Below are 12,362 nucleotides of genomic sequence, written 5' to 3'. Positions count from 1 at the left end.
TCGTCAGACGACCATCGACCGTCGCCGCATCCATGGCCCGCCTCGCTTCGCCGACGCTCTCGCTGCGCCGCTACGGCGCCGTGCAGGAGTCGGACGTGCACGACTTCCATCAGATCGTGCTAGGTGTCGACGGCTCGATGACGATGACGGTCGACGGCGCCGACGAACGGATCGACTGCCGCTCCGCCTGGCTGATTCCGGCCGGCTCGCGGCACGAATACGCGGGGCTCGGCGACAACAGCCAACTGGTGCTCGACCTGCCGCTCGGATCGCTCGCGGTGCCCGAGCGGCTGTTCGAGCGCGCGAAGACGATGTCGATCGATCCGGACCTCACGACGCTCGTCGGCGAACTCGCGTCGCGCGTCGCGCCCGAGCCGCGCGTCGACGTCGCGTCGGTTCGGCGCTTCCACTGGCAGGCGGCCGCGCGCCTCTGCGGCGCGCTCGTCGGCGAACTGGGCGGCGCATCGCCGCGGCCGGCCGCCGGGCTCGACTTCGCGCGGATCGACCGCTGGCTGCGCGCGCATCTCGCGGAGCCGCTGCGAATCGCCGATCTCGCCGCCCACTGCGGCTTCGGCATGCGCCGCTTCCATCAGCTCTTTTGCGACGCATTCGGCGAGACGCCGCATCGCTATCTGCAACGGCTGCGGCTCGACGCCGCGGTCGTGTTGCTAGGGGATCCGAAACGTTCGCTGACCGATATCGCGGGCGAAGTCGGATTCGCCGATCAGAGCGCGTTCACGCACGCGTTCACGAAACGGTTCGGACTCGCGCCCGGGCAGTGGCGCGGCGATCGGCACTGAATTTCCCGGCGCACGCGGTCGGCCGCGGTGTCGAGCGGCGCGACGATGCGGGCAACGCACGACGGCCCGCGCAACGCTAGCGCACATCGTTCGAAAACGCCCGGCCGGCGGCATTGCACCGCACGGCGTCCCGCCTTGATCAAACTCACTAGAAAATTCCGCAACGATGCAGTGCGGCCCGTCCGCTCGCGCCGCGCATCGCCCGCGGACAGGCGAACGGCCGAACGCCGCGTCCGCGCGTCACGCTCCCGCCCGAATCGCTTCCTCGTAGACCTCCGCGACACGCCGCGCGATCACCGCGTTGTCGAAATGCTCGCGCGCATACTGCCGGCAAGCGTCGGCATCCGGCAGCACGAGCGAGCCCGACAACGCCGCGGTCAGCCCGTCCGCGATCGCGCACGCGCCGATCTCGGGCAACACGAGCGCCTCGGACAAGCCGGCGACCGCCTCCGGCAGCCCGCCGACGGGCGTCACGAGCACCGGCGTGCCGGACGCGAGCGATTCGACGGTGATGAGGCCGAACCCTTCCAGCGCGACGGTCGGCACGACGCTCAGCGTCGCCGCGCGATACAGCGCGGCCAGATGGTTGTCCGGCACGAAGCCGAGCAGCTTCACGTTGTCGCCGATCTCGGCATCGTCGATCCGCTCCTGCAATTCGCCTTCGAGCCGCCCCTTGCCCGCGATCAGCAGCAGCACGTCCGGATGCCGGCGCCGCACGATCTTCACCGCGTCGATCAGATCCTCGAGCCCCATGCGCCGCACGAGCCGCCGCACCGCGAGCACGATCGGCCGGTCCTGCGGCAGCTGCAGCTTGCGGCGCGCGTCGGCGGGCGTCATCGGCAGATCGAATTGCGCGGTGTCGACGCAGCCCGGCACGACGCGCACGCGGTCCGGATCGACGTTGTAGCGCGACGTGAGAATCTGGCCGAATGCGTTCGACAGCACGATGAGCCGCAGCGAACGCGCGTAGACCGCCTGTTCGAGCCGGTGCTTGACCTTCTGCCCGAGCGAATCCGCGCCTTCGACGTGGCTCTCGTCCGCCCACGGTCCCTGGAAATGCGACACCTGCGGAATGCCGCGCGTCACGTCGAGACCGGGGAACGTGTACAGCGCGAAATGCGACGACACGACGTCCGGCCGCTCGATCCGAACCACATCGCGCAGCGCGTGGCGCGCGGCGATCATCCGGCGCGGCAGCGACGACGTCGCCGGGCCGAAGCCGCGGATCGCGCCGCCCGTGTCGGCCGCGACGCGCTCGGAGCCCGCGACGACGCCGCGCACCGCGACACCCGCGCCCGGCAGCGCGCCGACGAGCGAGTAATACATGCGGTCGAGCCCGCCCGCGCGTTCGGGAAACCAATGCATGCCGATTTGCAGTGACTTGATCGACGTTACGGTGTGCTTCATTACGATGGCTCCTGCGTCACGGCATGCTCGGCGCCGGCGAGCGACGGCGACTGCGACGATTGGCGCAGCCGCCGATACAGCGCGATGTATTGCGCGCCCATGCGCGCCCAACCGAATCCATCCATCAGCTTGCGCGCCGCCTCGCCCATCGCGCGGCACGCTTCGCGCGAGCGCGCGAGGCGTCCGATCGCCTGCGCGAGCGCGGCCGGATCGTCGGGATCGTCGAGTACGATCCCGCAATCCTGCGTGATGATCTCCGCGCCGCCCGCCGTGCGGGCGGTCACGACGGGCAGCCCCGCCGCCATCGCTTCGAGCAGCGACAGGCTCATCGCTTCGTAGCGCGAAGGAAACACATACGCATCGACCGACGACATCAGTGTCGGCATGTTCTTGACGAGCCCGAGGAAATGCACGCGCGAATCGATCTTCAGCGCGCGCGCCTCGTCCGGATACGGGCTGCCGGGCAGGTATCCCGCGACCGCGAGGTGCACGTCCGGCGGCAGCTGCGTCAGCGCCTTGAGCACGGTGCCCAGGTTCTTGCGCGGCGTGCGCAGATCGCCGACGAACAGCAGCATGAACGGTTCGGATGGCAAACCGAACGCATTGCGATCGGGCGCGGCGTTCGCGAACGCCCGCGTGTCTACGCCGTTGTAGATCACGCCGATCCGGTCGCCGTCGATGCCGATCCGCTCGATCTCGTCGGCCACCTTTTGCGACACGGCCGTGATCGCGCGCGAGCGGCGGTATGCCCAACCTTCGAGCAGCGCATTCGTTCGCGTATAGATGTACTGATACGCGGACCACAGCCCTTTCGACAAGCGGAACGGATAGTAGGGACTCGCGAACCAGCCGCCGTGAACGAAGTGCGCGGTATTCACGTCGGCGCGCACCCACGAGATGAAGCCGTTGACGTGCAGCACGTCGTACGCATCGCGATGGTTGCGCAGCCACCATGCGCTCTTGATCGCGAACACCTGCTGCTTGACGAGGTGCGACGGCCAGAAGCGGCCGGCCTTCACCGGAATCCAGCGCACGCGCGCATCCGCGAGCAGCTCCGGCGCGACATGCGACGCGACGAGCGTCACCTGATAGTTCTCCGCGAGCGCCGCTCGCGCGATCTCGTAATTGACGCGTCCCTGGCCGTCGTTATGCCGCACGACGTGCGTGACGATGACGATTCTCACTGGTCGGCTCCCGGAAAACGCGCGGCGCTCGCGCGCTGTAGCTTTTGCCAGTGCGCCGCGGACAAGATCGAAAATATGCTCATGAACAGCAACAGCCCTCCTGTGCCGATGAACGAATTGGTGAAGACGAGCATCGCGAAGACAGACAAACTGAGACTCAGGCACGCGGCGACGAACTTGTCGCGGCGCAGCCGGAACGACGCGCGCAGCACGCGGCCGAGCAGCCACACAAGCCCGAACAGATAGAGCAGCGTGCCGGGCCAGCCGAGCACGAACGGCACGTTCATCACGCCGCTGTCGAAGCTGCCATACTTGCCGAGATCACCGTTGCTGCTCGACAGCTTCGTCGACGCGCCGGTCGCGCCGAGCCCCTCGCCCGCGACGTCGGTAAACGCGGTCTGCGCGAACGTCGCATAGAACTTGTTGCGATCGTCGTAGCTGCGGTCATCCTTCAGGTTCGTGATCGATTGCAGGCGCTGGCCGAGGCGGTCTGCGACGGGGCCCACGGTCAAGAGCGGCACGCACAGCGCGGCCAGCACGATCGCGCTGCCGATGATCCGCACGCGCACGCGATTGCTCGATTTCGCGAGCTGGATCACGAGCGCGATCACCCAGCCGCCCCAAGTCGATCGCACGAGACACAGGCAGAACGAGAGGAAGCCGGCCGCGCCCGCGATCCAGCGCACGCGTTCGGTCGCGGCGATCATGAACACGAGCGCGCCCATCATCGCGAACGCGAACGGTCCCGACGAATTCATCGTGCTGAACACGCGCACGCCGTATGGCACCGGATCGCCCTGCGAACTCATCTGCGAGCCGACCATCCACAGCACGTCCCACTTCGGCATCACGAAGAACTGCACGATTCCGTAGACGCCCATCACGAGCATCCCCCAGACGAACGTCGACAGAATCACCTTGCGGTACTCGGGGTAGTCGCGCGAATGCACGACGATGTGAAAGCCGATCAGCACCGGGTAGAGCCAATTCGCGAGGTCGTAGATGGCGGCGAGCGGCCCGCTCGACACGACGCCGACGAGAAACGCGTACATCAGGCCGAACAGGATCAGCAGCACCGGCAGTCCGCGTCGCTCGGCGAGCACCCTGTAATGGCGCAGCAAGCCGAGCCCCGCGATCATCGTGACCGCGAGCGGCGCGATCTGGATCAGGCTCGTCGGCGTATACGCGCCCTTCGACCAGTCGGCGAGGCGTCGCACCTCGGGGCTCAGGAACCACATCCACCACATGAAACCGACATAGCGCGCCGGGCTCATGAAATACAGCCACAGGCCGGCCGCGATCGCGAGGCACGGAAAACCGTACGTCAAGAGCGTGCCCTGATGCGCGGCGATCAGCAGTGCGGTGACGGTCCACAAGCCCGCCTGCGCGACCCAATGCTTCGGATCGCTCAGTAACTTGCGCCGGCTCGCGCCGCCGCCGGATGCACGAACGGGTAGGGTCGTCACGCTCATCGTCGCCGCCCTCATCCGTTCGAACGCGAACGCGAATCCGCGAACGACAGCGCGGCCTTCGCCGCCGCGTGCGCACGGCGGCGCGTCAGCAGATCGCGCGTGATCCGCATGTGCTGCGCGGCGAATTGCTGCGTCGTCAGATCGCGTTCCTGCAGCCGACGCGCGGCCGCCCGCGCGCGCGCGAGCGCCTGATCGGGCCGCGCGGCGAGCGCGTCGGCCGCGCGTCGCAGCGCGCCCACGTCGAACGGCTGCACGTAGGTCGCCGTGCCGTGCGGGAAATAGTCGCGCAGCCCGCCGACGTCGCTGACGATCATCGGCTTGCCGACCGCCGCCGCCTCGAGCATCACCGTGATGCCCGACGCGTGGTGATTCGGCCGCAGCGGCACGACGATCAGGTCCGCCCAGTCGTATAGTTCGCGCTGCCTCGCGATGCCCGACACGGATGCGATCTCGACGTTCGTCGCATGCAGCGCACGCGGAATCCGGCGGCGCGTCGCGAGGCGCACGTCATAGCGCGCGTCGCCGCCGAACGCGGTGACGAACGTCTTCCAGTCGCGGTCGCGATCGTTGCCGATCGCCGCGATCCGCAGCGGCCGATGCGGCGACCACGCGTCCGGCATGCGCATCGGGAAATCCTGCGTGTTCAGCCCGTAGTACACCTGCAGCGCATCGCGCCGCAGATAGCGGCGACACAGCTCGGCGTTGTCGCGCGCGAGCGTCGTCAGCACGTCCGCGCGGCCGAGCAGCTTCCGATATGCCCAGCGGCGCACGAAGCCGTACCTGGGCCATTTGTCGAGGAGCCACACGCTTTGCGCAAGCAGCAGCGGCTTCGCGCCGCGCGCGCCCGACAGCTTCAGCACGAGCGACACTGCGAGATGCTCCTGCTCGGTGTGCGTCCAGATCACATCCGAGCCGAGCAGCGCGGCCCGGTTGCGCCACGCATGAATCAGATCGAAGCCGAGCACGTACTTCAGCGCGCGGCGGCCGACGCCGACGAGCCGGCTCTCGCGCGCATCGCGCGAATACGTCAGCGCGAACTCTTCGGACTCCGCATGGTGATAGCCATACAGGCAGCCGATTTCGTCGCCCTTGCGATAGGTGCGCGGATCGGCGCCGTAAAACAGATGAACGTGAACCTTCGTGGCGGTCATGCGAAAACTCCAGCCCGAATCGAATGAATCTGCAATGCGCCGCTCATTGCGCGACGCCGACGTGCGGCGCGGAAGCCCTGCGCCGCGCATCGTGCGCGCCGCGCCGCACCGCGCGCCAACGCGCGCGCATGCTCGCGCCGTTCTTCGCGGCGACGGTCAGTACGACATGCACGAGGCCCGGATAGGCGCGCGTGCCGACGAGCGTCCACCACCACCACGCGATCACGCGCCGCGCGGGCGGCAGATGCTCGCGCAAGGTCAGATGCAGGTTGTACGCGGCGTTCGACAGCGCGGCCATCGATGCGGCGTCGCGCCGGTCGTCGTCGAAGCGCTCGGCCGGATAATGGTCGACCGCAACGGCTGGGTCGTAGACGAGCTTCCAGCCCGCGCGCTTCACGCACATGCTGAACGACGTGTCGTTGTGCGTCTGCGCTCCCGCGCCGCGCAGACGCGTATCGAAGCGCAGTCCTTCGATCGCCGCGCGGCGATAGCTCATGTTCGCACCCTTCAGCGTGTCGACTTCGCGCGCGCCGCCGACGCCGAGATGGTGATTGCCGATGATCTTGCCCGACACGGTGAGCCGGCCGACGAGCGGCTGCTCGCCGTCGAGCAGCCGGCCTTTCTCGTGCACCCAATCGCGGCCGCCCACCGCGCCGACGCGCGGATCGGCCGCGAAAATCGCGCCGATCCGTTCGAGCCAGTCGACGCGCGGCGCCGCATCGTCGTCGGTGATCGCGATCACGTCGCCGCGCGCGGCGTCGAGCCCGCAATTGAGCGCCGCCACCTGCCCCGGCACGTCGACCGCGACGATCCGCAGCGCAAGCGAGCCGCGCACGCCCGGATCGGCGAGCCGCTCGTGGGTCGCATCGTCGTCGGGGCGCGCGACGACGATCACTTCTTCGGGCGCCACGCGCTGCCGCTGCAACGCGATCAGACAGCGCGCGAGATCCGCGGGACGCCGGTAGGTCGGCACGAGTACGGAAATTTTCATCGTCACCTCGTCGATCGAAGCAGGGTCCGCGTCATGCGCTCAGATATTCGTGCACGGCCGCATAGCCGCGGCCGTAGCCGCGGGTGCGCGCCGGCACGCCGTTGAAGATCCCGCCTTGCAGTTGCACGCCCGCCGTGCGCAGCCGCTTGATCGCGTCGCCGATCTCGCCTTCCGTGTGCATGCCGGAGCGCAGCACGAGGAACGTCGAGCCGGCGAGCTCGCCGAAGATCGTCGCGTCGGTGACGGCGAGGATCGGCGGCGAATCGACGATCACCGCGTCATAGCGTTTCGCGAGACCGTCGAGGTACTGCGACAGCCGCGGCGACATCAGCAGCTCCGACGGATTCGGCGGACGCGCGCCCGATGGGATGAACGACAGTCCGGGCACCGACGTTTCGCGGATCGCATCTTCGAGCGCGACCTGATCGCTCAGCAGCTCCGACAGACCGTTCTTCACGCCCGTGCCGAAGTAGCGGTCGAGCGAGCCGCGCCGCATGTCGGCGTCGATCAGCAGCACGCGCTTGCCCGAATGTGCGACGAGCGCGGCGAGGTTGACGGCGAGAAAGCTCTTGCCGATGCCGGGCGTCGGGCCCGTCAGCACGATCACGCGGTTCTTCGCGTCCATCAGTGCGAACTGCATCGCGGTGCGCAGGCTGCGCAGGCTTTCGACGCTCAAGTCCTTCGGCCGCGCGCACGCGAGGATCGGCCGCACGCGGCTGCCCTTGTCGGCAGCATCGAAACGCGTCTGCTCGGCACTCATCGGCACGAGTCCGTACAGCGGCAGGTTGAACGCGCGTTCGATGCGATCCGGATCCTCGATGCCATGGAACAGGTTGCGGCGCATGAACACGACGCTCGTGCCGAGAATCAGGCCGAGCAGCGTCGCCGCCGACAGGATCAGCATCTTCTTCGGCTTCACCGGCACGCCCGGACGCAGCGCCGCGTCGACGAGCCGGATGCTGCCGCCCGTGCCGGCCTTCTGCACCGACAGCTCCTGCACGCGGTTGAGCAGCAGCACGTAGATGTCTTCCGCGACCTTCGCGTTGCGCTGCAGCGCGACCGCCTTCACTTCGGTCGCCGGCAGCCCGCGAAACTTGCCGTCGTACTTCGCGCGCTCCGCTTCGAGCTGCGCGAGCTGCTGCTTCGCCGCGATGACGAGCGGATGCTCTTCGGTGTAGCGTTGCGCGAGCGCCGCGAGCTGCAGCCGCTGCGCGGCGATCTGCTGCTCGTACTGGACGCTGCCTTCGAGATAGACCTTCGCTTCGTCGCTCGCATTGATCGAGCCCGACGTGCGCTGATATTCGGTGAGCTCCGCCTCCGCGCGCTCGAGGTCCGACTTCAGGCGCGGCTCTTCGTTCTTCAGGAACTCGAGCATCTTCGTCGCTTCGGCCTGCTTGCTCGTGATGTGCTGATGCAGGTACGACTGCGCGAGCGCGTTCGCGATCTGCGCGGTTTGTTCGGGATCCTTTCCTTCGAGCGAGATCTGGATCACGCCCGTCTGCTTACCCTGCTCGGCCACCTGAATCGCCGACTGGAATCCGGTGATCGCATCGAGATCGTTCTGCCGGATCACCGTGAAACGCGTGCCGGGACGCGCGACGAGCTTCGTCACGTTGATCGTCGCACCGCCGCCCTGTTCGTTCTCGCCGACCTTGCCGCGCAGCAGCAGGTTGCCGTCCGGATCGGCGAGCGTGTAGTCGCCTCCCGTGCCTGCCGTCAGCGTCAGCTTCTTGCCTTCGAGCGCGGGCGTCACGTTGATCGAATCGACGTCCGCCTCTTCGCCGCCCCACGCATACGACGACAGCCCGAGCCACGGCTTCGCCGGTCGCCCCGGCGTCGCGAGCCGCGCGGCGATCGCGCCGAGAATCGGAAACGTGTCCGGCGTGACCGACGAGTTCAGCTTGAACTGCTCGACGACCGGCGCGACGACGCCGCGGCTCTTGATGATCTCGATTTCCGCGTCGGTCGGCGGCGTCGCCGGGCCGCCGTTGATGACGGCGCCCGTCTGCGTCTGCGTGAGCGCTTGCGACGTGTTGTCGCTCGCCTCGACGCGAACCTGCGCATCGGCCGAGTACACCGGCTTCGCGATATAGCAGTAGAGCCCGGCGAGCGCGATCACGAAAAGCGCGATGCCGAGAAGCAGCCAGATATCGTCGAGAATCACCTGGATCAACTGACCCAGGACGACGTCTTCCTCGTCGGTCTTCACCGCGAGGTCGGCATAAGGATGTTTCGCTTGCGTATTCACCATGCATTCCCGCTTGAGGTTGAGGCGGGCCGCGCGCGACGGCCCGGGACCGATCAGCGCGTGATCTGCTTCATGTAGTAAATCGACTGGATCGTCGGAAACACCTGCTGGAGCAGGCGGTTGAAGCGCACCGACTCGGTCGTGCCGACATAGACGACGTCGAGCGGCTTCAGCTGGAAGCGGCTCGACAGCATCAGCGCGTCCGGCTGCGTCATGTCGAGACGGAAGATGTCGGGCGTGTTCGGCTTGTCCTTCAGGTCGCGCAGCACGTAAACCTGGCGCGGGTTCGCGTCGGTATCGAGAATCCCGCCGCCCGCCGTCAGCGCATCGGCGATCGTCAGGCGGCCCTTGAGCATCGGCACCGTCGCGGGCGTCTTCACTTCGCCCATCACGAACACGCGGCTGTCGCTGCGGTCCGGCACGTTGACGATGTCGCCCGGCTGCAGCATCACGTTCTGCGTGACGTCGCCGCGATCGAGCATGCCGTTCGCGTCGAGCTGGTAGAACTTGCCGTCGCGCGTGAGACGCACGCGCTGCAGGTCGGCCTCGTTCGTCGAGCCGCCCGAGCGTGTGATCGCATCGACGAGCGTGATCGGCACGTCGGTGATCGCGAGCGGACCGGGCGTCTTCACTTCGCCCGTCACCTGCACCTTCTGGCTGCGGTACGACAGCACGCGAACGTCGACCTGCGGATTCTTCACGTAGCGCGCGAGCCGCGCGGCGAGCTCGTCGCGCACCTGGCCGACCGTCTTGCCCACCGCCCGAAGGCGGCCGACGAACGGGAAATAGATCGTGCCGTCGGCTCCCACCGTCTGCCCGTACGGATCGGCCTGTCCAGGCAGCGCGTTCGTATACGGCTGCTGCAGCGCGCCCGCGACCGTTTGCGTCGTGTTGCCGCCGCTCGAGAACGACTGACCTTGCGGCGTCGTCAGCTCCGGGTGATCCCAGACGGTGACGCCGAGAATGTCCTGCGGCGCGATCCGGTACACGTACTGCGCCGGATCGGTGTAGTGCGACGGCGGCAGCGGCCGATCCTTGCGCTGCGCTTCGGCCTGCGAAACGACCAGCTGCGCGGTGATGAGCTGCACGTTGTAGTGCTCGGTCGGTTGCGCATCCTTGTCGTCGAGGCGCGACGTATCCATATAGTTGCCGGGCGCCATCGAGCACGCCTGCAGCAACGATGCGAACGCGACGGCGAGCGCCATGGGTTTAAGCGAACGATTCAACATATCTTTTGCAACCATCCTTGAACCAGACGTTCGATCAATGTGTAGCTCTGTCGATAATCGACCTCGGGACCGCCGTAGGGATCGGCGATCTCGGCGTCTTCCCATTTGCCGAGCAGATGCACCTTGCCGCGCGCGAACGGATCGAGCGACTCGACGCCGGCGATCTGCTGGCGCTCGGTGACGAGGACGAGATCCGCCGCACGCACGAGCGCTCGGCTCAGGCGCCGCGAACGGTGCGGCGCCGCGTCGACGCCACGCTCCGCCAGCAAGCGCGACATCGTCGGATCGATGCCGTCGCCGTCGTTCGCGTCGATGCCCGCCGAGTGGAACGCGAGCGCGGCGCGCGGCGCCATCGACTTGAACAGCAGCTCCGCGGCCGGGCTCCGGCACACGTTCGCACGACATACGATCAGAATGTTGCGGAACATGGTCGAACTCGCGTCGTCACTCACGCTTTGGCGTGCGCCGTGCGCGCGGCGCGCTCGTCGCTCGCCGCCGTGCGTGACGCGGCGCCCGGCCGCCCGATCGGGTAATACTCGATGCCGAGTTCGCGCATCGCGATCGGCTCGTACAGGTTGCGTCCGTCGAAAATCACGGGCGCCTTCCAGCGTTTGCCGAGCGCGGCGAAATCCGGGCTCTTGAACGCCTTCCATTCGGTGACGATCACGAGCGCGTCCGCATCCTGCGCGACCTGCGCCTCGTCGTCGGCAAACGCAAGCCGCGCGAGCGCATCCGGGCGATCGCCCAGGTCGAGCGCGAGCACGCGCTGCGCCTCCGCCTGCGCGACCGGGTCGTACGCGGTGACGTGCGCGCCGCGCGACAGCAATTCGGCGATCAGCGCGCGGCTCGGCGCTTCGCGCATGTCGTCGGTGTTCGGCTTGAACGCGAGACCCCAGACGCCGAAACGGCGCCCGGTCAGATCCTCGCCGAAGCGCGCGACGATCTTCCGCGCGAGCACGCGCTTCTGTTCGTCGTTGACGGACGACACCGCCTGCAGCACGCGCAGCGCCTGTCCGTGCTCGGCCGCCGTGCGAATCAACGCTTCGACATCCTTCGGAAAGCACGAGCCGCCATAGCCGCAGCCCGCATACAGGAAGTGATAGCCGATCCGCGGATCGGAGCCGATCCCGCGCCGTACCGCTTCGATGTCGGCGCCGAAGCGGTCCGCGAGATTCGCGAGCTCGTTCATGAACGAGATGCGCGTCGCGAGCATCGCGTTCGCCGCGTACTTCGTGAACTCGGCCGAGCGCACGTCCATGTACAGCGTGCGCTCATGATTGCGGTTGAACGGCGCATAGAGTTTCTTCATCAGCTCGCGCGCGCGCTCGCCGGGCACGTCGTCGTCGCAGCCGATCACGATCCGGTCCGGCCGCGTGAAGTCCTCGACCGCCGCGCCTTCCTTCAGGAACTCCGGATTCGACACGACCGAGAACATCGAGTCGTCGCCGCGCGCCTTCAGTTCGTCGGCGACCGCCGCGCGCACGCGCTCGGCCGTGCCGACGGGCACCGTCGACTTGTCGACGATCACCTTGAAGCCCCGCATGCAGCGGCCTATGTTCCGCGCGGCCGCGAGCACGTATTGGAGATCCGCGGAGCCGTCCTCGTCGGGCGGCGTGCCGACCGCGATGAATTGCACGACGCCGTGCGCGACGGCCGCCTCGACGTCGGTCGAGAACTGCAGCCGGCCCGCCGCGCGATTGCGCGCGATGATCTCCGCGAGGCCCGGCTCGTGGATCGGCACGCCGCCGCCGTTCAGGATGTCGATCTTCTTCCGATCGACGTCGAGACAGAACACGTCGTGGCCGATGTCGGCGAGACAAGCGCCCGTGACGAGCCCCACATAACCGCTGCCGATGATAGTCAGATTCATCTGTCGAACC

At 67.7% G+C, this 12,362-nt stretch carries 10 protein-coding genes; 1 reads left to right on the top strand and 9 read right to left on the bottom strand.

Translation table 11 applies throughout. The features are described 5' to 3' along the window. Nucleotides 1–32 precede the first annotated feature (32 nt). Nucleotides 33–800, top strand: a complete 768-nt coding sequence (locus BG90_RS22830) for an AraC family transcriptional regulator (protein ID WP_010120236.1) — start codon at nucleotides 33–35, stop codon at nucleotides 798–800. Nucleotides 801–1,040: 240 nt separating this feature from the next. Here the strand turns inward: BG90_RS22830 and BG90_RS22825 are convergent, their stop codons facing one another. The 9 genes from BG90_RS22825 to BG90_RS22785 are packed head-to-tail and all read right to left on the bottom strand — an operon-like array spanning nucleotide 1,041 to nucleotide 12,352. Then, nucleotides 1,041–2,207 carry a glycosyltransferase family 4 protein gene (locus tag BG90_RS22825; protein ID WP_010120239.1) on the bottom strand — a complete coding sequence of 389 codons (1,167 nt, stop codon included), beginning with the start codon at nucleotides 2,205–2,207 and terminating at the stop codon, nucleotides 1,041–1,043. Beyond that, nucleotides 2,207–3,391 carry a glycosyltransferase family 4 protein gene (locus BG90_RS22820; protein WP_010120241.1) on the bottom strand — a complete coding sequence of 395 codons (1,185 nt, stop codon included), beginning with the start codon at nucleotides 3,389–3,391 and terminating at the stop codon, nucleotides 2,207–2,209. The genes BG90_RS22825 and BG90_RS22820 overlap by 1 nt, the downstream gene beginning before the upstream one ends. Next, nucleotides 3,388–4,863 (bottom strand): glucose-6-phosphate isomerase, encoded by a 1,476-nt coding sequence (locus tag BG90_RS22815; protein WP_010120243.1) that lies wholly within the window; start codon nucleotides 4,861–4,863, stop codon nucleotides 3,388–3,390. Before BG90_RS22815 ends, BG90_RS22820 begins: the two co-directional genes overlap by 4 nt. Nucleotides 4,864–4,874: 11 nt before the next feature. Continuing rightward, complete coding sequence (locus tag BG90_RS22810) at nucleotides 4,875–6,014, bottom strand: glycosyltransferase (RefSeq protein WP_010120245.1); 1,140 nt, start codon at nucleotides 6,012–6,014, stop codon at nucleotides 4,875–4,877. A gap of 43 nt (nucleotides 6,015–6,057) precedes the next feature. Then, nucleotides 6,058–7,005, bottom strand: coding sequence for a glycosyltransferase family 2 protein (locus tag BG90_RS22805; RefSeq protein ID WP_025990346.1), 948 nt, complete (start codon nucleotides 7,003–7,005; stop codon nucleotides 6,058–6,060). A 31-nt stretch (nucleotides 7,006–7,036) separates the two neighbouring features. Continuing rightward, nucleotides 7,037–9,256: a polysaccharide biosynthesis tyrosine autokinase gene (locus tag BG90_RS22800; RefSeq protein ID WP_010120250.1), complete on the bottom strand. Its 2,220-nt coding sequence runs from the start codon at nucleotides 9,254–9,256 to the stop codon at nucleotides 7,037–7,039. 50 nt (nucleotides 9,257–9,306) lie between these two features. After that, complete coding sequence (locus tag BG90_RS22795; RefSeq protein WP_025990347.1) at nucleotides 9,307–10,482, bottom strand: polysaccharide biosynthesis/export family protein; 1,176 nt, start codon at nucleotides 10,480–10,482, stop codon at nucleotides 9,307–9,309. Continuing rightward, nucleotides 10,476–10,910, bottom strand: coding sequence for a low molecular weight protein-tyrosine-phosphatase (locus BG90_RS22790; protein ID WP_010120252.1), 435 nt, complete (start codon nucleotides 10,908–10,910; stop codon nucleotides 10,476–10,478). Before BG90_RS22790 ends, BG90_RS22795 begins: the two co-directional genes overlap by 7 nt. Nucleotides 10,911–10,930: 20 nt before the next feature. Beyond that, entirely contained in the window at nucleotides 10,931–12,352 is a 1,422-nt protein-coding gene (locus BG90_RS22785) for a UDP-glucose dehydrogenase family protein (protein WP_010120254.1), read from the bottom strand. Nucleotides 12,353–12,362 lie beyond the last annotated feature (10 nt).

The organism is Burkholderia oklahomensis C6786, from assembly GCF_000959365.1.
In the GTDB taxonomy this organism is placed as follows: domain Bacteria; phylum Pseudomonadota; class Gammaproteobacteria; order Burkholderiales; family Burkholderiaceae; genus Burkholderia; species Burkholderia oklahomensis.
This window is presented reverse-complemented; position numbering and strand designations above follow the sequence as displayed.

Bases quoted from the DNA above. Each gene is read 5' to 3' on its own strand.
- BG90_RS22830 (WP_010120236.1), top strand. From the start codon at position 33: ATGGCCCGCCTCGCTTCGCCGACGCTCTCGCTGCGCCGCTACGGCGCC.
- BG90_RS22785 (WP_010120254.1), bottom strand. From the start codon at position 12,352: ATGAATCTGACTATCATCGGCAGCGGTTATGTGGGGCTCGTCACGGGC.
- BG90_RS22805 (WP_025990346.1), bottom strand. From the start codon at position 7,005: ATGAAAATTTCCGTACTCGTGCCGACCTACCGGCGTCCCGCGGATCTC.
- BG90_RS22800 (WP_010120250.1), bottom strand. From the start codon at position 9,256: ATGGTGAATACGCAAGCGAAACATCCTTATGCCGACCTCGCGGTGAAG.
- BG90_RS22815 (WP_010120243.1), bottom strand. From the start codon at position 4,863: ATGAGCGTGACGACCCTACCCGTTCGTGCATCCGGCGGCGGCGCGAGC.
- BG90_RS22795 (WP_025990347.1), bottom strand. From the start codon at position 10,482: ATGTTGAATCGTTCGCTTAAACCCATGGCGCTCGCCGTCGCGTTCGCA.
- BG90_RS22825 (WP_010120239.1), bottom strand. From the start codon at position 2,207: ATGAAGCACACCGTAACGTCGATCAAGTCACTGCAAATCGGCATGCAT.
- BG90_RS22790 (WP_010120252.1), bottom strand. From the start codon at position 10,910: ATGTTCCGCAACATTCTGATCGTATGTCGTGCGAACGTGTGCCGGAGC.
- BG90_RS22810 (WP_010120245.1), bottom strand. From the start codon at position 6,014: ATGACCGCCACGAAGGTTCACGTTCATCTGTTTTACGGCGCCGATCCG.